We start from the raw sequence: 21,187 nt of genomic DNA on the forward strand, positions 1-21,187 counted from the left end.
CCGAACAGCTCGACCAGGGTCTTGCCGGCCGAGGCCACCGCGTCACGCGGACGCATCGCGGGCTTGGTCTCGACATCGACCACCAGCTTGTCGAAGTCGGTGCGCTGCTCGACACGGGTCGCCTCGACCTTGTAGCTGACCTTGAGCACCGGGCTGTAGATCGAGTCGACCGGAATACGGCCGATCTCCTGGCCCTGCTGCTTGTTCTGCACGGCCGAGACGTAGCCGCGACCGCGCTCGACGGTCAGCTCCATCTCCAGCTTGCCCTTGCCGTTCAGAGTGGCCAGCACCAGATCGGGATTGTGCACCTCGACACCCGCCGGCGGCGCGATGTCGGCGGCGGTGACCACACCCGGACCCTGCTTGCGCAGGTACATCACGACCGGCTCGTCGTGCTCCGAGGAGACGACCAGGGACTTGATGTTCAGGATGAGATCGGTGACGTCCTCCTTGACACCCGGCACGGTCGTGAACTCGTGCAGGACGCCGTCGATCCGGACCGAGGTGACAGCGGCACCCGGAATCGAGGACAGAAGTGTGCGGCGGAGCGAGTTGCCGAGGGTGTATCCGAAGCCCGGCTCCAGCGGCTCGATCACGAACCGGGAGCGGAACTCGTCGACGACCTCTTCGGTCAGTGACGGACGCTGTGCAATCAGCACGGGGTATGGCCTCCAGTGTTTGGCGCCCGCTATGTGACGCCGTAGACACTATGAAGGGTACGGGCCCTTCCGCCTCCTTCGATGCTGACCCGCCCGTCTGCCGGCCGGCCGCCTGGCCAGGCCCCTGTCGGACTGACGTCCGACGATCACCTGCTCCCGTCGCGGGGACTCGGCCACCCGACCATGACGTGGGTGCATACTGGGGACGATGACAAAGCCTGCTGCACCGAAGCGTCACTTGCCTACCAGCCCCTTCAAGGCCCCGGCCACGTCGGCTCCCAAGCACTTCGCCGTCGGTGACCAGGTCACACACGACATCTATGGTCTCGGCCGGGTGATCAGCGTCGACGACGGAGTCGCGGCGCTCGTCGATTTCGGCTCGGCCCAAGTGCGGGTCGCGAGCCCGTACGCCAAGATGACCAAGCTGTAGGACCACTGTGCCGGGTCTCGGCACGCCAGGCCCCTTCAAGGGTCTGTAACGAAAGGGAAACCTCTCATCGACCAGACGTCGCTGTTCTCCGCCCTGGAAGGGCAGCCCCGCGGCGCGACCGCGGCGTCGCCGCCTCCGGCGACCAATCCCTTCCAGGCCCCGGACTTCGGGGAGGACGAGGCCTTCCCGGCGGAGGACGTCCAGGACCCCGCCTAGGCCCGGGGGCGAACCGGCTCCCGCGAGCGCGGTGGGCCCGGCACCCCGCGTGCTGACGGGTGCGCCCCGTCATCGCGTGGGCGTGAGGCGGTCCAGCGCGTCCAGGACCCGGGCCCAGGGAAGGCCGCGTCCGCCGGGCTCCTCGCCCGGCTCCGGCAGGGGCCGTACCTCCGGGTCGTCCACGAGGTGGACGCCCGCCTCGCTGAGGGTGGCGAGATGGCGGGGCCAGGCGGGGTGGCGGGCGTGGGCCGCGGTGACGGCCGGAACGGCCACGAGCGGCACGTGCGGGGTGCCGAGGACCTCCGCGAGCAGGGTCAGGGCCTGGTTGTCGGCGATACCGAGGGCGAGCTTGGCCAGGGTGTTGGCGCCCGCCGGGGCCAGTACGCAGCAGTCCGCGGCCGGATGGGGCCGCGGCTCGCCGGGGAGCCGCGACCGGTCGCGTACGGGCAGGCCCGTCACATCGCGAAGCCGCCCGATCTCGTCCCGTTCCCGCAGCCAGCGTGCGGCGGTCGGGGTGAGCGTGGCGGCGACGCGCCAGCCGCGGGCGATCGCGGGCAGGACGAGGCCCTCGCGCAGGGTCTCGACGCCGTCGGCGGCCGAGCCGACGACGGCGAGGACCCCGCGGACCGGCCGCGGCTGCGAGGGGGGCGTGTCAGAAGCCATGGCCACCCCTTACCCGAACCGGCCCTCCACGTAGTCGGCCGTCCGGGGATCGATCGGGCTCCCGGCACGGCCGTGGTGGGGCCGTCCTCCACGATGCCGCCGGGGGTTTCGACTGCCGCCCGCACGGCGGCTGCCCGGACGGGAAGCGGAAGGACCCCGCGGTCCCGTTCCGCGGGGTCCGGAGCCGGAATGCCGGCCGGAGTGACCAGCGCCCAGGGGCGGCGGATCGCGCCGCGCTCTCGCCCCGGCGGCCGGCAGGGCAGGCGAGGGGTCAACTCGCCTTGCGCAGCACCTCGATGACCTTGCAATCGATGTCGCCGGAGGCCGCCTCGGCCCCCTGGGCGCTCGTGTCGACCGCGTCCCCCGGGGCCAGGTCCGTCGTGTTCGCGACGGCTTCGGCGATGTGGCCTCCACCGGCGTCCACGAACTCGATGCGCACCTGGTAGTCCGAGGTCTCCGAACTGTGGTTGGTGACGGTCACCTCGGCGCTGGGCCACTTGCTGAAGCCCGCGAGGCCGCACGAGGTGACCTTCGCGTCCCGCGGGGCCGCCTTCTGGCCGCTGTCCCCCGCCGGGGACGCGCTGGCCGGGGAGTCGTTCCCCGTACCACCTTTGTCCTCACCTGTCTTGAGTGCGAAGGCGACGCTGCCGCCGATGATGACAACGATGGCGACGACCCCGAATCCGACTATCTTCCCTGCACCCTTTTTCTTCGGCGGCCGGCTCCAGTCCGGCTCCTGATGCGGTGGGTAGTGACCCGGTGGCGAGGCGTGCGACGGCTGAGACATGGTGAACCCCCTGAGGCTCGGATGTGAAGACACCGTGGCAGAGCTTCACCATGCGCGCAGAGACAAGAGCTGTCTGTAATGCGGCCGTGACCGATCCGGTATAGATCATTCCTGATACGTCTGCGTCAGGGTTCCGATCGGGTTCGCTGACCGGGCCTCGCCGGCCACCGGCTCGGCGGGGAGCGGCCGTACGGCGGTACGGACGCCCCCCTTCCGCCGGGAGAGAATCCCCGGAGAGGTCAGCCGGTCAGACCCCGGCGCGTCAGCAGCGGCTCGATGCGCGGCGCCCGGCCCCGGAAGCCCTCGAACGCGGCCAGCGGATCGACGCTGCCGCCGCGGGAGAGCAGTTCACGGCGGAACGTGTCGCCGTTCTCGCGCCGCATGCCGCCGTTCTCCTTGAACCACTCCACGGTGTCGGCGTCGAGCACCTCGCTCCAGATGTACGAGTAGTACCCGGCGCTGTAGCCGTGGGCGAAGATGTGCGCGAAGTAGGTGCTGCGATAGCGCGGTGGGATCGCGGGCAGCGCGAGGCCGGCCTCCTTCAGGGCGGCGGCCTCGAACTCCTCGGCGTCGCCGGGGTCATGACCGGCCGGGATGGTGTGCCAGGCCCAGTCGAGGACGGCGGCCGAGAGGTACTCCACCGTGCGGAAGCCCTGGCCGAAGCGCTCCGCGGCCTCCATACGGTCCACCAGGTCGGCGGGCATGGGCTCACCGGTCTCGTGGTGGCGGGCGTAGTGGGCCAGCACCTCCGGCCAGGTCACCCACATCTCGTTGACCTGGGAGGGGTACTCGACGAAGTCGCGCGGGACGGCCGTACCGGAGAAGAAGGGGTGGCGCACCTCGGAGAACAGGCCGTGCAGCGCGTGGCCGAACTCGTGGAAGAGGGTGTTGACCTCGTCGTAGGTGAGCAGCGCGGGCTCGCCGGCGGCGGGCTTGGCGACGTTCAGGTTGTTGACCACCACGGGCTTGCGGCCGAAGAGCGCCGACTGGTCCACCAGGCTGTTCATCCAGGCGCCGCCACGCTTGGAGGCGCGGGCGAAGTAGTCGCCCAGGTAGAGGCCGAGGGGCGAGCCGTCGGCGTTGGAGACCTCGAAGACCCGGACGTCGGGGTGGTAGCCGGCGAGGTCGGTGCGCTCGGTGAAGCCCAGCCCGTAGACCTGGCCCGCGGCGTGGAAGACGCCGTCCCGGAGGACCCGGTCCAGCTCGAAGTAGGGGCGCATGGCGGCGGTGTCGATGTCGTACTCCGCCTTGCGGACCTTCTCCGACCAGTAGGTCCAGTCCCAGGCCGAGAAGTCCTCCAGGCCGGAGGCGGCGGCCAGGGCGGCCGCCTCGCGCTCGGCGTTGGCGACCGCGGGCGGGACAAGACGTGCGAGCAGGGAGGTCACGGCCTCGGGGGTGCCCGCGGTCTGGTCGGCGACGACGTACGCGGCGTGGTTCTCGTAGCCGAGCAGGGCGGCTCGCTCGGCGCGCAGCCGGGCGAGCCTGACGGTGAGTTCGCGGTTGGAGGTCAGACCGCGGCCGAGCGAGGCCGTCAGCAGGCGCTCACGCAGGGCGCGGTCGTCGAGGAAGGCCAGCTCGGACTGGTTGGAGAAGTTCTTCAGGCTGAGGACGTACTTGCCGTCGTGGCCGAGGGCGGTGGCGTTGGCCGCCGCGGCGGCGACGGCGTCGGCGGAGAGCCCGGCCAGCTCGTCCGCGCTGTCGAGCACGAGGGCGGCGGCCTTGGTGTCGGCGAAGAGGTTCTGCTCGAAGGCCGTGGAGGCCTCCGCGATCTCCGCGTTGAGCGCCCTGAGCCGCTCGCGGCCCTCCTCGGTGAGCTCGGCGCCCGCGCGCACGAAACGGGTGTGGTAGCGCTCCAGCAGTCGCAGCGACTCGGCGTCCAGGCCGAGTTCCGACCGCGTCCCGTACAGCTCCTTGACCCGGGAGTAGAGGGCCGGGTTCAGGTGGATGGCGTCGGCGTGGGCGGCGAGCGCGGGGTTGATCCTGGCCTCGATCTCCTGGATGCCCGGACCGGTGTCTGCGCTGGCGCGGTTGAAGAAGACCTTCGACACGCGGTCGAGCAGGTCTCCGGAGCGCTCCAGGGCGACGATCGTGTTCTCGAAGCCCGGCGGTTCCGGATTCGCGGCGACGGCCTCGGTCTCCGCGAGCTGCTCGGCCATCCCCTGCTCGAAGGCGGGAAGGTAGTGCTCCTCGCGGATGTCCGCGAACGGCGGCAGCTCGTACGGCAGGGTGCTCGGGCTGAGGAAAGGATTCGTCGAGGTCACGCCACCGACCTTACGCCCGGCGCCTGGCGCCCGGACGTGGCCTTCCCCAGGATGCCCGGATGGCGGCTACGCGTACGGACGGCCGGGTGGAGCGCGCCAACAGGGCACGGCCTTCCGCCCCCGGGCCGTTTCTCCGACAATCGGGGAGGCCGGTCATGCGTCCGCCACATTTGTCACCGTTACGCGGGCTCCGCGTCACAGATGATCAACAGCCCCTTCCGCCCCTGATCGCATGTCGTTGTCCCGGCGAGGCCGGCCACCCCCCGAGGCCGGCGGATGGGAGGTGCGTGGGAGATGACGGACCGGAGCCTCTGGTCGTATGCCGAGATCGCCGCTCACATCCGGGTGCAGGTCGACACCGTGCGCTCGTACCGCAAGCACGGGCATCTGCCGCCCCCCGACGTCGTGGAGGGCGGCAAGCCGTTCTGGTACGCCGACACCATCCGTCTGTGGAGTTCCCGGCGCCCCGGGAACCGCGGGCGCCGGGAGTCCGGCTGACGCCGGCTTCGCCGCCGCTCAGCCCGAGCGGGCCGGCTCCGGCTCCAGGTCCCGGTTCGCGTCCGGGTCCGGGTCCGGTACGGGCTCCTCCTGCCCGGGGACCCTGCCGGGGTCCCCGCCCTCGCTCAGCCCGAACCGGTCGTGCAGCGCCTTCAGCGGCCGCGGCGCCCACCAGGTGGCCCGTCCGGTCAGCCGCATCACGGCGGGCACGAGCAGGGTGCGCACCACCATCGCGTCCATGAGCACGGCGAGCGCGATCCCCAGACCCAGCATCTTGGTGTTGGCGATCCGGGAGGTGCCGATGGCCACCATCACCACCGCCAGGATCACCGCGGCCGCCGTGATCAGGCCACCGGTGCGGCGCACCCCGAAGACGACCGCCGCACGGTGGTCACCGGTGCGGTCGTGCTCCTCCTTGATGCGCGACAGGAGGAAGACGCCGTAGTCCATCGAGAGTCCGAAGGCGACGCAGAACATCAGCACCGGCAGCGTGGTCTCGATGCTTCCCGTCGCGGTGAAGTCGAGCACACCGGACAGGTGGCCGTCCTGGAACACCCACACCACCGCGCCGAACATGGCGGTGAGGCTCAGCGCGTTGAGCAGCACGGCCTGCAGCGGGATGACCACGCTGCCGGTGAGGAGGAAGACCAGCAGGAGCGTCACCGCGACGATCAGGGCGGCCGCCCAGGGCAGGCGGTCGGCTATGACCTCCTTGGTGTCGACCAGCTGGGCCGCGGTGCCGGTGGCGGAGGCCTTGAAGGGGGCGTCTACCGACCGGATCCTGCCGACCAGGTCCTGGCTCGCCTCGTCCACGGACTCCGCCTTGGGCAGCACGGTCAGGTACGCCGCGCCGTCGGTGGCCCGGGCCGCCTGCGCCGGACCGGGCGCCGCGGTCCGACGGCCCTGCGCGTACTGGCCGGCCGGTCCGTCGACGACGACCACCCCGGGCAGCGCGGACAGCCTGCCGCTGTAGTCGCCGAGCTGTTCCGCGGTGGGACGGCCCTCGGCGAGCACGGTGATCGCGCCCCCCGGGTTGCCGGGGAAGCCGTCGCGTATGTGCTGCTGCACGACGTGCGCCTCCGCCGTCGCCGGCAGCTGGCGGTCGTCGGCGGTGCCGAACTGCACCTGCAGGAAGGGCAGCCCGAGCAGGACCAGCCCGGCGACCGTGCCGATCGCGAACAGCGGCGCACGGCGCATCACCAGCCGCGCAAGCCGCGCGTATCCCGCGCCGGGCTCCCGTCCGGCCTCGCCGCTCCGGCGGCGCGGCAGGACGCGGCGCAGGTCGAGGGAGTTGATCCGCTGCCCGAGCAGCAGCAGCGCGGCGGGCAGGATCACCAGCGCCGCCGCCGCCGCGAGCAGCACCACGGCGATACCGGCGTAGGCGAACGAGCGCAGGAAGTACTGCGGGAAGAGAAACATCGCGGAGAGCGCGGCAGCCACGGTGAGGGCGGAGAAGAGCACGGTGCGGCCCGCCGTGCGCAGCGTGGCGCCCACCGCGGTCAGCGGGTCGGCGCCGGTGTCCAGCTCCTCCCGGAAGCGCCGGACGACGAACAGGGCGTAGTCGATGGCGAGTCCGAGGCCGAGTGCCGTGGTGAGGTTCTGCGCGAAGATCGAGACGTCCGTGAACGCCGTGAGGCCCCGCAGCACGGCGTTGGTCCCCAGGATCGCCACGATGCCGACGCCCAGCGGCAGTACGGCCGCGACGGCGCTGCCGAACACCATGACCAGCAACAGGAGGGTGACCGGCAGGGCGATGAGCTCCGCGCGGGCCAGGTCCTCCTGGATCGTGGTCTGCAGTTCGTTGCGGAAGGCGGCCATACCGCCGACCTCGACCTCCACCGCACCGTGCCTGCCCCGGTACTCGGGGGCGAGGCGCTCGACCGCCTCGGCGACGGCGTCGTCGTCACCCCCGATCCGCGCGGCGATCACGGCCTCCCGGCCGTCCTCCGCGCGCAGCGTGGGCGCCCCGGTCGTCCAGTACGAGGTGACTCCGGTGACGTCCTTGTCCGCCGCGAGCCGGCGACCGAGCTCCCGTCCCCCGGCCGCCACCTCCGGGGAGTCCACACCGGCGCCGCGGCCGTCGACGAGGAGGATCAGATTGGGCTGCGCATCCGGGAAGTAGCGGTCCAGCGCCTCGGCCGCGTAGGCGGACTCCGAGCCGGGGGCCTCCCATCCGCCACCGCGCAGCCGGTCCCCCACACCGCTGCCCGCGACCACCGCCAGGGCGGTGAACAGCAGCGCCAGCAGCAGGGTGAGGCGTGGGCGGGCGGTCATGGCCCGTGTCCAGCCCTTCGGCGGGCGCTCGCGGTTGACATCGGACATGGCAGAGGTGTCCCCTCCCCTGAGGAACCGCCGTAAAATGGCGAACACGAGCGATCACTCGCGTTTCTTCAGAATGCGAGCGACCACTCGCGTTTGTCAACAGTGATTGGGGATTACACGTGCCTGAGGAGCAGAGGCCTCGACGCCGGCAGGCCCGCGGCGAACGGCGCGTGGCGCAGCTGCTGGAGGCGGCCGCCGGAGTGTTCTGCAAGGTCGGCTACACCGCGGCCACCACGAACGCGATCGCCCGCGAGGCGGGCGTGTCACCCGGCACGCTCTACCAGTTCTTCCCGAACAAGGAGGCCATCGCCATCGAGCTGGGCGGCATCCTCAACCAGCGGATGCGCGAGGGGCACGGCGAGCTGTTCACCCCCGAGAACGCCTCGCTTCCGCTGCGCGAGATGCTCGAGGTCATCGTCGACCCGATGATCGAGTTCAACTGCCAGAACCCCGCCTTCCTCGCCCTGGTCCACGACAGCGACGTCCCCGGCACGGTCGTCATGGAGCACGACGTGCTGCACAGCTCCCTGCTGGAGCGCGTGGAGAACCTGCTCGGCCTGCGCGCCCCCGCCCTGTCGGCCGCCGAGCGGGGCCGGGTGGCCGCGATGGCCTTCGGGCTGTTCAAGGCCGGCCTCGCCCTGGTCCTGGCGCACGAGGGCGCCGAGCGGGACGCGTACGTCGCAGAGGTCAAGGCCGCGCTCTACGGCTACCTCGCCCCGTACCTCGGCACCGGGGCCGTCGCGATAACCGATCCCGGCCCGGCCCCCACCGCCACCGCCACCGCCTGAGAACAGGACGCACGTCCCCCACTCCCCTGGCGGCCCGCCTCAGCCCCGCAGCGCCCGGTCAGCCGACTCCCCGTCCGGGGCGTCCGCCTCCGGAGCGCCCGCACCGCCGGGCACGACGCCACCGGAAGCCACCACGCGGCCGGAGGGCGCCGCACCCGCCCGGGCCGAGCGGTGCCCGGAGACCATCTGCGCCACGCTGCCGACCCCGGCGACGGCCAGGGAGACACCGAGGCCCAGCGCGACGGCGTACAGCGAGTCGGACACGGCGAGCCCGCCGAAGTAGCCCAGGCCCACCGAGTACGTCGCCCAGACCGCCTCGGCCACGCCCGCGCCGATCAGGTAACGGCGGGCCGGATAGCGCACGATGCCCGCCGACAGGCCGCCGACCACCCGCCCGCTGGGCAGGAAGCGGACGGCGATGACGAAGGGCACGCCGTGCCGCCGTATCCGGACGCTGGCCCACTCCAGCAGCGCACGGCGGCGCGGCCGCCGGTAGAGCCTGGTCAGGACCTTCCCGCTGACGGCCCGGCCGGTGCGGTGGATCAGCAGGTCGCCCACGAGGGCACTGCCCGCGACGACCAGCAGGACGAGCGCGAGCGACAGCCGCCCCTGGGCGGCCAGCACGCCCCCGGTGACCAGGAGCGCCGCGTTGGGCACCAGAGGCGGCGCGGTGGTGGCGGCGAGCACCGCGTACGCCCAGAAGACGTGTCCGTCCCGCAGGTACCCCTCGAGGCCCGCGGTGAAGTCGAGGGCCGACACCATGCCTGAAACGTCCATACGGCCGCCCCTCTTCCCCGCCCCGCGTGTCCCGTCCCAGGCCCCAAAGCTCGCAGGGCCGCGACGAAGGGGGCAAGGCGATTTCGCCGGGATCGGGGCATTCCCAGGGTTTTCCCGGGGGCGCCTCATCCTCAGGTACGGGACCGGGGGCTCCGGCTCTGGCGCGGGGAGTACGCCGGGCGTACTCCCGGCGGCCCGAGCGGCCCGAGCGGCCCCGGCCCCGGCGTCCGGCGTCCGGCGTCCGGCGGCTCAGCGGCCGAGCAGCTCGCCGCCGTTGCACTGCAAAATCTCCCCGGTGATGAACCCCGCCTCCGGTGACGCGAGGAAGACCACCGCGGAGGCGACGTCCTCGGGCCGCCCCACCCGGCCGACCAGGGTCCGGCCGGCCCTGCGGGTCAGCTCGGCGGCGTCGAGCCGGGCGCCGAAGAACTCGGTGCCCGCCACCGTGCCCGGGGCGACGATGTTGCACGTCACGCCCTGCGGACCGAGCTGGGCCGCCAGGGAGTGGTTCCAGGCGTGCAGGGCGGCCTTGGAAGCCCCGTAGGAGCCTCCGCCGCGCAGCGCGGCCACCGAGGTGACGGTGATGACCCGGCCGCCCTCGGGAAGCCGGTCACGTACGGATTCGGTCAGCAGGACGGCGGTGAGGACGTTGCGCTCGAAATCACCGCGCCAGCGGGCCAGCACGCCGTGCGGGCCGGCCCCGATCGCCAGTTCGCGGCTGCCCGCGTTGTTGACCAGGACGTCGATGCGCCGGGGCAGCCGTGCGAGGGTCGCCTCCACGTCGTCGGGATCCGCGAGGTCGCAGACGACCGGGGTGACGTCGTAACCGCGGTTGGAGCGCAGGTCGTCGGCGGTGGCCCGCAGCACCTCGCGGCGCCGGCCGACGATGGTCACATGGTCGCCGGCCTCGGCGAAGAGGGTGGCCACCGACCGGCCGATGCCCGTTCCCCCGCCGGTCACCACGACGTGCCGGCCCACACTTGCGTTCTGCGACATCACGCTCCGCCCCTCCAGGAGGGACAGCACGTTACGGGACCCCGGGTGCGCGACCGACACGGGGGTCAGCCATGATGCGGATGGCGTAGAAGATGCGTAGACATGACCGAGATCACACTGGCTGGAACGTAACCTTTTGGTTTACGAGGGGGTCTAACCGAGCGAAGACACCGGGCTCCCGGCGGACTCGGTGAGATGATGAGCGGGTTGTCTTTGGGGGACAGCCCGGTCGCCATGCCGGGGCGAACTGCCCGGAGAGCTTTGAGCGGCCCTCCCGGGTGGCTGGTCCCGGCTGGGCGAGCGCACCCAAAGAACGCCCGGTACGGACCCGTGGGGGGATCCGCTCCGGGAAACGGGAGCGCCCCGTGCCGAACCCGTGGGGGGATTCGGCGCGGGGCGTTTCTCTTTGCGCGGGGCGCTCGCGTCAGCGGGCCTCGACCGGGACGTAGTCCCGCTCGACGACGCCCGTGTAGACCTGGCGCGGACGGCCGATCCGGGAGCCCGGCTCGGTGATCATCTCGTGCCACTGGGCGATCCAGCCGGGGAGCCGGCCGAGCGCGAAGAGCACCGTGAACATCGTGGTCGGGAAGCCCATGGCCCGGTAGATCAGGCCGGTGTAGAAGTCGACGTTCGGGTACAGGTTGCGCGAGACGAAGTAGTCGTCGCTGAGGGCGTGCTCCTCGAGCTTCAGCGCGATGTCCAGCAGCTCGTCGGACTTGCCGAGCGCGGAGAGCACGTCGTGGGCGGCGGCCTTGATGATCTTCGCCCGGGGGTCGAAGCTCTTGTAGACCCGGTGCCCGAAGCCCATCAGGCGGACGCCGTCCTCCTTGTTCTTCACCTTGCGGATGAAGGCGTCCACGTCGCCGCCGTCGGCCTGGATGGCCTCCAGCATCTCCAGCACGCTCTGGTTGGCGCCGCCGTGCAGCGGGCCCCACAGGGCGTTGATGCCCGCGGAGATCGACGCGAACAGGTTGGCCTGCGAGGAGCCGACCAGACGCACGGTGGAGGTGGAGCAGTTCTGCTCGTGGTCCGCGTGGAGGATGAGGAGCTTGTCCAGGGCGTCGACGACGACCGGGTTGAGCTCGTACTCCTCGGCGGGCACGGCGAAGGTCATCCGCAGGAAGTTCTCGACGTAGCCGAGGTCGTTGTGCGGGTAGACGAAGGGGTGGCCCACCGACTTCTTGAACGCGTACGCCGCGATCGTCGGCAGCTTGGCGATGAGCCGGATCGTCGACAGGTAGCGCTGCTTCTCGTCGAACGGGTTGTGGCTGTCCTGGTAGAAGGTCGACAGCGCGCTGACCACGGAGGACAGCATCGCCATCGGGTGGGCGTCCCGCGGGAAGCCCTGGAAGAAACGTTTGACGTCCTCGTGGAGGAGCGTGTGCTGCGTGATGTCGCCGCGGAAGGCGGCGAGCTCGTCGACGGTGGGGAGCTCACCGTTGATGAGAAGGTACGCGGTCTCCAGGAAGGAGCCGCGCTCGGCGATCTGCTCGATGGGGTACCCGCGGTAGCGGAGGATTCCCTGCTCGCCGTCGAGGTAGGTGATCGCGGACTTGTAGGCCGCGGTGTTGCCGTAGCCGCTGTCCAGGGTGACCAGGCCGGTGTTGGCACGCAGCTTGCCGATGTCGAAGCCGTTGTCCCCAACGGTGCCCTCGATCACCGGGTAGCTGTACTCGCTGTCCCCGTACCGCAGTACTACAGAGTTGTCGCTCACGTCATTCCCTCACCGACGTCGTGCCTCTTCTTCGAGGTTTGTAGGTGCCCTGACTACCCCTACTGTCCCCCATTTGGCGTGACCACGTGCACTCGGGGTCGATCGAGGAGCCGAATGGTGGCACCCAGTGCCTATTTTGCCGCGCGCGCCAGCCGATGGTCGAGAGCCGTGAAGCGTCTGCCTGCGGAGACGGTGCGGACCGCCTGGCCGATCGCCCTGCGCGACCCCACGAGCACCACCAATCGCTTTGCCCGGGTAACGGCGGTATAGAGCAGGTTTCGCTGGAGCATCATCCACGCCCCGGTGGTGACAGGGATCACGACGGCGGGATATTCGCTGCCCTGTGACCGGTGGATCGTCACCGCATAGGCGTGCGCCAGCTCGTCCAGCTCGTCGAAGTCGTAGGGGATCTCCTCGTCCTCGTCGGTCAGTACGGTGAGCCGCTGCTCCACGGTGTCCAGGGAGGTGACGACCCCCACGGTTCCATTGAAGACGCCGTTGGCGCCTTTTTCATAGTTGTTCCTGATCTGTGTCACCTTGTCGCCGACACGGAAGGTCCGGCCGCCGAAGCGCCGCTCCGGCAGGTCGGGGCGGGCCGGGGTGACCGCCTGCTGAAGCAGGCCGTTCAGCACGCCGGCGCCCGCGGGACCGCGGTGCATGGGGGCGAGCACCTGGACGTCACGGCGCGGGTCGAGGCCGAACCGGCGCGGGATGCGGCGCGCCGCCACGTCCACCGTGAGCCGGGCCGTCTCCTCGCCGTCCTCCTCCACGAAGAGGAAGAAGTCGTCCAGCCCCTGGGTGACCGGATGCGCTCCGGAGTTGATCCGGTGCGCGTTGGTCACCACGCCGGACTGCTGGGCCTGCCGGAAGACGCGGGTCAGCCGCACCGACGGGACCGGGCTCCCCTCTGCCAGCAGGTCGCGCAGCACCTCGCCGGCGCCGACGCTGGGCAGCTGGTCCACGTCGCCGACGAAGAGCAGGTGGGCCCCCGGCGGCACGGCCTTGACCAGCTTGTTCGCCAGCAGCAGGTCGAGCATCGAGGCCTCGTCGACGACGACCAGATCGGCGTCGAGGGGCCGCTCGCGGTCGTACGCGGCGTCGCCGCCCGGCTTGAGCTCCAGCAGCCGGTGGACCGTGGAGGCCTCGGCCCCGGTCAACTCGGCCAGCCGCTTGGCCGCCCGGCCCGTCGGCGCCGCCAGCACGACCTTGGCCTTCTTCGCCTGTGCGAGCGCCACCACGGACTTGACCGTGAAGGACTTGCCGCAGCCCGGGCCGCCGGTCAGCACGGCGACCCTCTCGGTGAGCGCCAGCCGCACCGCCTCCTGCTGCTCGGGCGCGAGGTCCACGCCCGTCCGCTCGGCGAGCCAGGTCAGCGCCTTGTCCCAGTCCACGTCGCGGAAGGCGGGCAGCCGGTCCTCCGTGCCGCGCAGCAACCGCAGCAGCGAGCCGGCCAGGGAGATCTCCGCCCGGTGGAAGGGCACCAGGTACACCGCGCGCACCGGGTCGCCACCGCCGTCGGGGGCGGGCACGGGCTCGATCACCACGCCCTCCTCGCCGGCCAGCTCCGCGAGGCAGTCGATGACCAGGCCGGTGTCCACCTGGAGCAGCTTCACGGCGTCCGACAGCAACTGCTCCTCGGGCAGGAAGCAGTTGCCGTTGTCGGTCGCCTGGGACAGCGCGTACTGGAGACCGGCCTTGACCCGCTCGGGGCTGTCGTGCGGGATGCCGACGGCCTGCGCGATCCGGTCCGCCGTGAGGAAGCCGATGCCCCACACGTCGGCCGCCAGCCGGTAGGGCTGGTTCCTGACCACGGAGATCGACGAGTCCCCGTACTCCTTGTAGATCCGCACCGCGATCGAGGTGGACACGCCGACCCCCTGGAGGAAGACCATGACCTCCTTGATGGCCTTCTGCTCCTCCCACGCGGCGCCGATCAGCTTGGTGCGCTTGGGGCCGAGCCCGGGGACCTCCACCAGCCGGGCCGGCTCGCGCTCGATGACCTCCAGGGTGTCGGTGCCGAAGTGCTCGACGATCCGCTCGGCGATGCGCGGGCCGATGCCCTTGATCAGCCCCGAGCCGAGGTAGCGCCGAATGCCCTGGATCGTCGCGGGCAGGACGGTGGTGTAGTTCTCCACGGTGAACTGCTTGCCGTACTGCGGGTGGGAGCCCCAGCGGCCCTCCATGCGCAGCGACTCGCCCGGCTGGGCGCCCAGCAGCGAGCCGACCACGGTCAGCAGGTCGCCACCGCCCCTGCCGGTGTCGACCCGGGCGACCGTGTACCCGTTCTCCTCGTTCGCGTACGTGATCCGCTCGAGGACGCCCTCGACGACGGCCGGTCTCAACTCCCCCACGGCGCGGGCCACCTCCTCGGATCTGCGTCGTGGTCCGACGGTACCGCCCGGCCCCGACAGGCCGTCGGGGCCTGTGGACAACTCCACCCGGTCGACCCCCCGGAATGTAACGATCCGGTTTCACGCTCTTGCCTCGGAGCGTGTAATCGATTCCAATCCTCTTTGTAATCGATTCCACGAGGAGGTGGGACGGGTGGCGAGCATCAAGGACGTGGCATCACGCGCCGGTGTTTCCGTCGCGACGGTCTCCCGCGTGCTCAACGACCACCCGGCGGTCCGCCCGGACACCCGCACACGGGTGCTGGAGGCCGTGGCCGAACTCGGCTACCGGCCCAACGCGGTGGCGCGCTCCCTGCGCACCGACCAGACCCGGACCCTCGGCCTGGTCATCAGCGACGTGCTGAACCCCTTCTTCACCGAGCTCGCCCGCTCGGTGGAGGACGAGGCCAGGGCACTGGGCTACAGCGTGATCATCGGCAACGCCGACGAGCGGCCGGAGCAGCAGGACCACCACATCCGCACGCTGCTGGACCGCCGCATCGACGGGCTGCTGGTCAGCCCGACCGACGGCGGTTCCCCGCTGATCCTGGACGCGGTGCGCTCCGGCACCCCGATGGTCTTCGTCGACCGCTGGATCCCCGGCATCGGCAACGACGTCCCGGTGGTCCGCACCGACGGCTTCGACGCGGTGCGCGACCTGGTCGCCCACCTCCACGGTCTGGGCCACCGCCGGCCGGCGATCATCGCGGGCCCCGCCGCGACCACCACGGGCCGCGAGCGTGTGCGGGCCTTCCGCGAGGCGCTGGCCGCCTTCGGCTTGCCGCTGCCCGACGAGTACATCGGCCAGGGCGACTTCCAGGCCGACAGCGGGCGCCGGGCGATAGCCCGCTTCCTGGACCTGCCGGTCCCGCCCGACGTCGTCTTCGCCGCGGACAACCTGATGGCGCTCGGCGCCATGGACGAGATCCGCGCCCGCGGCCTGCGGGTGCCCGACGACATCGCGCTCGCCGCCTTCGACGACATCCCGTGGTTCCTCCACACCGATCCGCCGATCACCGCGATCGCCCAGCCCACCGGCGATCTCGGCCGCGCGGCCGTCCGCTCGCTGATCGACCGGGTGGAGGGCAGGCCGGCGCCGTCGGTCACCGTGTCCGCCCGTCTCGTTGTCCGCCGCTCCTGCGGCGCGTCCGAAAGGAGCCCCCGTTGAGCACGAGCAGCCCCGAGCTCCTCCGCATGGAGGGCGTCCGCAAGGTCTTCCCCGGTGTGGTGGCCCTCGACGGCGTCGACTTCGACCTGCGCGGAGGCGAGGTGCACGTCCTGCTCGGCGAGAACGGCGCGGGCAAGAGCACCTTGATCAAGATGCTTTCCGGCGCCAACCGCCCCGACGAGGGCCGGATCCTCGTCGACGGCGGCGAAGTGCGCATCCATGGTGCGCAGGACGCCGAGAAACTGGGCATCGCGACCATCTACCAGGAGTTCAACCTCGTCCCGGCGCTGAGCGTCGCCGAGAACATCTTCCTGGGCCGCCAGCCGCGCCGATTCGGCCTGGTGAACCGCAAGCAGATGAACGCGGACGCCGCCGCCCTGCTGGAACGGGTCGGCATCGACGTCGACCCGCGCACCCCGGTCTCCGAACTGGGCATCGCCCGCCTGCAGATGGTGGAGATCGCCAAGGCGCTCAGCCTGGAGGCGCGCGTCCTGATCATGGACGAGCCGACCGCGGTCCTCACCAGCGAGGAGGTCGACAAGCTCTTCCGGATCGTGCGCCAGCTGCGCGAGGACGGCGTCGGCATCGTCTTCATCACCCACCATCTGGAGGAGATCGCCGCCCTCGGCGACCGCGTCACCGTCCTTCGCGACGGCCGTAGCGTCGCCCAGGTGCCCGCGAGCACCACCGAGGACGAACTGGTCCGGCTGATGGTGGGCCGCAGCATCGAGCAGCAGTACCCCCGCGAGCGCGCCGAAGCAGGCGCGCCCCTGCTGCGGGTCGAGGGCCTCACCCGGGGCGGCGTCTTCCGCGACGTGACCTTCGAGGTGCGGGCCGGCGAGGTCGTGGGCCTGGCCGGGCTCGTCGGAGCCGGGCGCACCGAGGTCGTCCGCGCGGTCTTCGGCGCCGACCCGTACGACTCCGGGACGATCGAGGTACTGGGCAAGCGGCTGCGCCGCCACGACGTCAACGCCGCCATGGACGCGGGCATCGGCCTGGTGCCCGAGGACCGCAAGGGCCAGGGCCTGGTGCTGGACGCCACGATCCAGGAGAACCTGGGCCTGGTCACCCTCGGCCGGGCGACCCGCGCCGGGTTCGTCGACCGGGCCGGGCAGCGCAAGGCGGCGGACCGGATCTCGGGGCAGCTCAAGGTCCGCATGGCCGGGCTCCACCAGCACGTGCGCACCCTGTCGGGCGGCAACCAGCAGAAGATCGTCATCGGCAAGTGGCTGCTGGCCGACACCAAGGTGCTCATCCTCGACGAGCCGACCCGGGGCATCGACGTCGGCGCCAAGGTCGAGATCTACCAGCTCGTCAATCAGCTCACGGCCTCCGGCCACGCGGTGCTGATGATCTCCAGCGACCTCCCCGAGGTCCTGGGCATGAGCGACCGCGTCCTGGTGATGTCCCAGGGCCGGATCGCCGGTGAACTTCCCGCGCACGAGGCCACCCAGGACTCCGTCATGGCCCTGGCCGTCGGTACAGCGCCCACCGAGGGCGGCAACGCAACAGCAACGAAGGATGTGGAGGGCTCCCGTGGCCACTGACACGCTCAAAAGCAGTACGGACACGGGCGGCGTCGCCGCGGCACGCCGTGTGCTCCTCAACAACGGCGCGCTCAGCGCCCTGGTGGTCCTGCTCGTGGCACTGTCGTTCCTCTCGGGCGACTTCCTGTCCACGCAGAACCTGCTCAACGTCGGCGTCCAGGCGGCCGTCGTCGCCATTCTCGCCTTCGGCTCCACCTTCGTGATCGTCGCGGCCGGGATCGACCTGTCCGTGGGCTCGGTCGCGGCGCTCTCGGCGACGGTACTGGCCTGGAGCGCGAGTTCGGCGGGCCTGCCGGTGTGGCTGGCGGTCGTACTCTCCGTCGCCACGGGTGTCGCCAGCGGCCTGCTGAGCGGCCTGCTGATCTCCTTCGGCAAGCTGCCGCCGTTCATCGCGACCCTCGCGATGCTCTCGATCGGCCGGGGCCTGACCCTGGTCATCTCCCAGGGCAGCCCCATCGCCTTCCCCGACTCCGTCTCCCACCTGGGCGACACCATCGGCGGCTGGCTGCCCGTCCCGGTCCTGGTGATGATCGTCGCGGGCGCCGCCACGGCGATCATCCTCGGCCGCACCTACATAGGCCGCGCCATGTACGCGATCGGCGGCAACGAGGAGGCGGCCCGCCTCTCCGGCATCCGGGTCAAGCGCCAGAAGATCATCATCTACGCGCTGTCCGGCCTCTTCGCCGCGGTCGCCGGCATCGTCCTCGCCTCCCGTCTCGCCTCGGCGCAGCCTCAGGCGGCCTACGGCTACGAACTGGACGCCATCGCGGCGGTCGTCATCGGCGGCGCCAGCCTCTCCGGCGGCGTCGGCAAGGCGTCCGGCACCCTGATCGGCGCGCTGATCCTCGCCGTCCTCCGCAACGGCCTCAACCTGCTGTCGGTGTCCGCCTTCTGGCAGCAGGTCGTCATCGGCGCGGTCATCGCGCTGGCCGTCCTGCTCGACACGCTGCGCCGCCGCGGCTGACCGCCGCGCGCACCCCAGACCCCTTCTTCTTCTCCGCACCACACCAGCAAGGAACTTCCATGCGCACCAAGCTCATCTCCGCCACCACCGTCGCCGTCGCCGCCCTCGCGCTCACCGCGACCGCCTGCAACTCCGGCTCCGGCTCGTCCTCCGACGTCAAGGTGGGTCTGTCGGTCTCCACTCTCAACAACCCGTTCTTCGTGCAGCTGAAGGAGGGCGCGCAGGCCGAGGCGAAGAAGGAGGGCGTCGACCTGACCGTCACCGACGCGCAGAACGACGCGTCGCAGCAGGCCAACCAGCTGCAGAACTTCACCAGCCAGAACGTGAAGTCGATCATCGTCAACCCGGTGGACTCCGACGCGGCCGGCCCCTCCGTGAAGGCCGCCAACAAGGCCGGCATCCCCGTCGTCGCGGCCGACCGCGGCGTCAACAAGGCCGAGCTCGCCACCACCGTCGCCTCCGACAACGTCGCCGGCGGCCGGCTCGCCGCCAAGACCCTGGCCGACTCGCTGGGCGGCAAGGGCACCGTGGTCGTCCTCCAGGGCACCGCGGGCACCTCCGCGGCCAACGAGCGCGGCCAGGGCTTCAACGAGGGCATCAAGGCCTACCCGGGCATCAAGGTCGTGGCCCAGCAGGCCGCCGACTTCGACCGCACCAAGGGCCTGGACGTCATGACCAACCTGCTGCAGGCCCACTCCGACGTCACCGGCGTCTTCGCCCAGAACGACGAGATGGCCCTCGGCGCCATCAAGGCGCTCGGCGACAAGGCCGGCAAGTCGGTCAAGGTCGTCGGCTTCGACGGCACCCCCGACGGCCTCACCGCGGTCAAGGGCGGCACCCTCTTCGCGTCCGTCGCCCAGCAGCCGAAGGAACTCGGCAAGCTGGCCGTGCAGAACGCGGTGAAGGCCGCCAAGGGCGAGAAGCTCAACAGCCTGGTGAAGGTCCCGGTCAAGGTCGTCACCGAGAAGAACGTCACCGAATTCTCCTCCTGACGGACGACCGGTCCGGCTGAACACCCGAAGGGACACGCAGATGCACGGCCACGACCTGCTGGTCGTAGGGTCGGCCAACGCCGACCTGGTGATCCACGTCGACCGGCGCCCGGACGCCGGTGAGACGGTCCTCGGTTCCGACCTCGCCACCCACCCCGGCGGCAAGGGCGCGAACCAGGCCGTCGCCGCGGCCCGCCTGGGCGCCCGTACCGCCCTGCTCGCGCGGGTCGGCGACGACGCCCACGGGCGGCTGCTCACCGGCTCGCTGACGTCGGCCGGCGTCGACACCACCGGCGTCCTCAGCGGCGACACCCCCACCGGCGTCGCGCTGATCACCGTGGACCCCTCGGGTGACAACAGCATCGTGGTGTCGCCGGGCGCCAACGCCCGGCTCACCCCGGCGGACGTGACCGGTGCGCGCGAGCTGCTGGCCGCCGCCAGGGTGGTCTCGCTGCAACTGGAGATCCCCCTGGAGTCCGTGGCCGCCGCGGTGGCGGCGGCCACGGAGGCAGGCACGCGGATCGTGCTCAACCCCTCGCCCCCCGCCCCACTGCCGCGGGAGGTGCTCGCCGGCTGCGACCCCATCGTGGTCAACGAGCACGAGGCACGCGTCCTGCTGGGTCCGGAGGCCGGGGACACCCCCGAGGCGTGGGCGGCCGGGCTGCTCGCGCTCGGCCCGCGCTCGGTGGTCGTCACGCTCGGCGCGGCGGGCGCGCTCGCCGCGACGGCGGACGGCACCGTGCGCATACCCAGCCCGCGCGTGGCGGCCGTAGACACCACCGGCGCCGGCGACTCCTTCACGGGGGCGCTGGCCTGGCGGCTGGGCGCGGGCGACGACCTGGTGACCGCCGTGCGGTTCGCGGTGCGGGTGGGCGCCGCGGCCGTCATGAAGCCGGGTGCGCAGGAATCCTTCCCCACCCTCGAAGAAGTGGGTCAGCTGTGAAGAAGTCCGGAATCCTCAACCGCCATCTGGCGGGCGCCATCGCCGTGCTGGGCCACACCGACCTGGTGGTGGTCTGCGACGCGGGGCTCCCGATCCCTCCCGGGCCGATCGTCGTCGACCTCGCGTTCCGGGCCGGTACGCCGTCCTTCTCCGAGGTCCTCGACGGCCTGCTGGAGGAACTGGTGGTGGAGGGGGCGATCGCGGCCAAGGAGGTCCGCGAGCACAATCCCGAGGTGACCGCCCGGCTCGACGGGGCCTTCCCCGACCTGGAGCTGGTCCCGCACGAGGAGTTCAAGGCCCGTACCCGGCAGGCCCGCCTCGTCGTCCGCACCGGCGAGTCCCGGCCGTACGCCAACGTGATCCTGCGCTGCGGCGTGCCCTTCTAGATGCATCCAGGCCGTACATCCGTCCGGCTGCGGTCGGCGGGCCGGGCGGGCGAATCGCGCGTAGCGTCCCGACCATGAGCGACCGACCGCTGAAGGACGAGGTACTGGAGGAGCTGGGGGACGACCGGCTCCGGGAGATCACCATGCTGCTCGGGACCGACGCCGACCAGGCGCAGCAGGTCGTGGGGAGCGCGGTGGCCTCGATCACGGGGGTGCTGACCGACGACGCGGTGACGCCCGGCGGCACCGCGGAGCTGTGCCAGGCCATGGAGCAGGCCGCGAACGAGCCCGAGCCGCTGCCCGCGGCCGCCATCGGCTTCGCCGGGCTGCAGGGCGGTACGGGGCGGGAACCGGGCCGCGGAGTGCTGGCCGCCGTACTGGCCAAGGTCGCCGCCCCGGCGGCGCGGGCGGTGGCCAAGCGGACCGGGCTCCCGGTCGAGGCGGTCTCGGCGGCGCTGGAGACGGTGATCCCCGTGATGGCGGCGGTGCTGGCCCGGCGGGCCCGCGAGAAACGCTGAGCCGCGGCGGCCCGGGCGGACCGAGCGGACCGAGCGGACCGGACCGGGCGAACATGGCGAAAGGGGTCCGGCAAGCCGGACCCCTTTGGCGTTCCCCTCCCTCTGCGCGATGCCCCGAGCCCCCTCCGGGCGCCACGCTCTCCCCCACTCAAGACCCTTGTGAGGCCC

Annotated in this window: 17 protein-coding genes and 2 pseudogenes; 10 read left to right on the forward strand and 9 right to left on the reverse strand. The window is 71.5% G+C overall.

Annotated features, from left to right (window positions below; genetic code table 11):
- A partial coding sequence (locus B085_RS0138385; protein ID WP_018558892.1) for a DNA-directed RNA polymerase subunit alpha occupies window positions 1-659 on the reverse strand: 659 nt, incomplete at its 3' end.
- 208 nt (window positions 660-867) lie between these two features.
- On the opposite strand from B085_RS0138385, the gene B085_RS0138390 reads away from it, so the two are divergent.
- Window positions 868-1,089 carry a hypothetical protein gene (locus B085_RS0138390; protein WP_026251878.1) on the forward strand — a complete coding sequence of 74 codons (222 nt, stop codon included), beginning with the start codon at window positions 868-870 and terminating at the stop codon, window positions 1,087-1,089.
- Between the two features lie 285 nt (window positions 1,090-1,374).
- On the opposite strand, the gene B085_RS0138395 is transcribed toward B085_RS0138390, so the two are convergent.
- The 3 genes from B085_RS0138395 to B085_RS0138405 form a co-directional block, all read right to left on the reverse strand.
- Window positions 1,375-1,968, reverse strand: coding sequence for a flavoprotein (locus B085_RS0138395; protein WP_018563911.1), 594 nt, complete (start codon window positions 1,966-1,968; stop codon window positions 1,375-1,377).
- A gap of 271 nt (window positions 1,969-2,239) precedes the next feature.
- Complete coding sequence (locus B085_RS0138400) at window positions 2,240-2,755, reverse strand: FxLYD domain-containing protein (protein ID WP_018563912.1); 516 nt, start codon at window positions 2,753-2,755, stop codon at window positions 2,240-2,242.
- 239 nt (window positions 2,756-2,994) lie between these two features.
- Window positions 2,995-5,016, reverse strand: coding sequence for a M3 family metallopeptidase (locus B085_RS0138405; protein WP_018563913.1), 2,022 nt, complete (start codon window positions 5,014-5,016; stop codon window positions 2,995-2,997).
- Window positions 5,017-5,310: 294 nt separating this feature from the next.
- Between B085_RS0138405 and B085_RS0138410 the strand changes: the two genes are divergently transcribed.
- Complete coding sequence (locus B085_RS0138410) at window positions 5,311-5,514, forward strand: hypothetical protein (RefSeq protein ID WP_018563914.1); 204 nt, start codon at window positions 5,311-5,313, stop codon at window positions 5,512-5,514.
- Between the two features lie 18 nt (window positions 5,515-5,532).
- On the opposite strand, the gene B085_RS0138415 is transcribed toward B085_RS0138410, so the two are convergent.
- Window positions 5,533-7,836, reverse strand: coding sequence for an MMPL family transporter (locus B085_RS0138415; protein ID WP_018563915.1), 2,304 nt, complete (start codon window positions 7,834-7,836; stop codon window positions 5,533-5,535).
- A 119-nt stretch (window positions 7,837-7,955) separates the two neighbouring features.
- Here B085_RS0138415 and B085_RS0138420 point away from each other — a divergent pair, with 119 nt between their 5' ends.
- Complete coding sequence (locus B085_RS0138420) at window positions 7,956-8,624, forward strand: TetR/AcrR family transcriptional regulator (RefSeq protein WP_026251879.1); 669 nt, start codon at window positions 7,956-7,958, stop codon at window positions 8,622-8,624.
- Window positions 8,625-8,663: 39 nt separating this feature from the next.
- On the opposite strand, the gene B085_RS45135 is transcribed toward B085_RS0138420, so the two are convergent.
- The 4 genes from B085_RS45135 to B085_RS0138440 all read right to left on the reverse strand — a co-directional run bounded on the left by B085_RS45135 (window position 8,664) and on the right by B085_RS0138440 (window position 14,462).
- A complete protein-coding gene (locus tag B085_RS45135) occupies window positions 8,664-9,401 on the reverse strand; it encodes a DedA family protein (protein WP_234018743.1) in 738 nt (245 codons plus the stop codon).
- Between the two features lie 249 nt (window positions 9,402-9,650).
- Window positions 9,651-10,397 (reverse strand): SDR family NAD(P)-dependent oxidoreductase, encoded by a 747-nt coding sequence (locus B085_RS0138430; protein WP_026251880.1) that lies wholly within the window; start codon window positions 10,395-10,397, stop codon window positions 9,651-9,653.
- A 424-nt stretch (window positions 10,398-10,821) separates the two neighbouring features.
- The gene (locus B085_RS0138435; RefSeq protein WP_018563919.1) at window positions 10,822-12,111 is read right to left on the reverse strand and encodes a citrate synthase; all 1,290 of its coding nucleotides are present in this window, start codon (window positions 12,109-12,111) and stop codon (window positions 10,822-10,824) included.
- 131 nt (window positions 12,112-12,242) lie between these two features.
- Window positions 12,243-14,462, reverse strand: coding sequence for an ATP-dependent RecD-like DNA helicase (locus B085_RS0138440; protein WP_234018744.1), 2,220 nt, complete (start codon window positions 14,460-14,462; stop codon window positions 12,243-12,245).
- Window positions 14,463-14,655: 193 nt separating this feature from the next.
- Here B085_RS0138440 and B085_RS0138445 point away from each other — a divergent pair, with 193 nt between their 5' ends.
- From B085_RS0138445 to B085_RS0138470, 7 genes and pseudogenes are all read left to right on the forward strand, one after another.
- Window positions 14,656-15,669: a LacI family DNA-binding transcriptional regulator gene (locus tag B085_RS0138445; protein WP_018563921.1), complete on the forward strand. Its 1,014-nt coding sequence runs from the start codon at window positions 14,656-14,658 to the stop codon at window positions 15,667-15,669.
- A 26-nt stretch (window positions 15,670-15,695) separates the two neighbouring features.
- Window positions 15,696-17,216, forward strand: coding sequence for a sugar ABC transporter ATP-binding protein (locus B085_RS0138450; protein WP_037733316.1), 1,521 nt, complete (start codon window positions 15,696-15,698; stop codon window positions 17,214-17,216).
- Window positions 17,206-18,175: pseudogene (locus tag B085_RS52060) on the forward strand (ABC transporter permease); the annotation flags it as partial. The gene B085_RS0138450 and the pseudogene B085_RS52060, both read left to right, overlap by 11 nt.
- A gap of 133 nt (window positions 18,176-18,308) precedes the next feature.
- Window positions 18,309-19,172 (forward strand): annotated as a pseudogene (locus B085_RS52065) (D-ribose ABC transporter substrate-binding protein); the annotation flags it as partial.
- 40 nt (window positions 19,173-19,212) lie between these two features.
- Entirely contained in the window at window positions 19,213-20,115 is a 903-nt protein-coding gene (rbsK, locus tag B085_RS0138460) for a ribokinase (RefSeq protein ID WP_018563923.1), read from the forward strand.
- Window positions 20,112-20,501, forward strand: a complete 390-nt coding sequence (gene rbsD, locus B085_RS0138465) for a D-ribose pyranase (RefSeq protein ID WP_018563924.1) — start codon at window positions 20,112-20,114, stop codon at window positions 20,499-20,501. The genes rbsK and rbsD overlap by 4 nt, the downstream gene beginning before the upstream one ends.
- A 74-nt stretch (window positions 20,502-20,575) precedes the next feature.
- The gene (locus B085_RS0138470; protein ID WP_018563925.1) at window positions 20,576-21,019 is read left to right on the forward strand and encodes a DUF937 domain-containing protein; all 444 of its coding nucleotides are present in this window, start codon (window positions 20,576-20,578) and stop codon (window positions 21,017-21,019) included.
- The last annotated feature ends 168 nt before the right edge of the window (window positions 21,020-21,187 follow it).

It is taken from the genome of Streptomyces sp. BoleA5 (assembly GCF_000373665.1).
Taxonomy (GTDB): Bacteria; Actinomycetota; Actinomycetes; order Streptomycetales; family Streptomycetaceae; genus Actinacidiphila.

Excerpts from the sequence above, each read along its gene's own strand:
- B085_RS0138415 (WP_018563915.1), bottom strand. The coding sequence starts at position 7,836 with ATGTCCGATGTCAACCGCGAGCGCCCGCCGAAGGGCTGGACACGGGCC.
- B085_RS0138395 (WP_018563911.1), bottom strand. The coding sequence starts at position 1,968 with ATGGCTTCTGACACGCCCCCCTCGCAGCCGCGGCCGGTCCGCGGGGTC.
- B085_RS0138450 (WP_037733316.1), top strand. The coding sequence starts at position 15,696 with ATGGAGGGCGTCCGCAAGGTCTTCCCCGGTGTGGTGGCCCTCGACGGC.
- B085_RS0138390 (WP_026251878.1), top strand. The coding sequence starts at position 868 with ATGACAAAGCCTGCTGCACCGAAGCGTCACTTGCCTACCAGCCCCTTC.
- B085_RS0138400 (WP_018563912.1), bottom strand. The coding sequence starts at position 2,755 with ATGTCTCAGCCGTCGCACGCCTCGCCACCGGGTCACTACCCACCGCAT.
- B085_RS0138470 (WP_018563925.1), top strand. The coding sequence starts at position 20,576 with ATGAGCGACCGACCGCTGAAGGACGAGGTACTGGAGGAGCTGGGGGAC.
- B085_RS45135 (WP_234018743.1), bottom strand. The coding sequence starts at position 9,401 with ATGGACGTTTCAGGCATGGTGTCGGCCCTCGACTTCACCGCGGGCCTC.
- B085_RS0138430 (WP_026251880.1), bottom strand. The coding sequence starts at position 10,397 with ATGTCGCAGAACGCAAGTGTGGGCCGGCACGTCGTGGTGACCGGCGGG.
- B085_RS0138410 (WP_018563914.1), top strand. The coding sequence starts at position 5,311 with ATGACGGACCGGAGCCTCTGGTCGTATGCCGAGATCGCCGCTCACATC.
- rbsK (WP_018563923.1), top strand. The coding sequence starts at position 19,213 with ATGCACGGCCACGACCTGCTGGTCGTAGGGTCGGCCAACGCCGACCTG.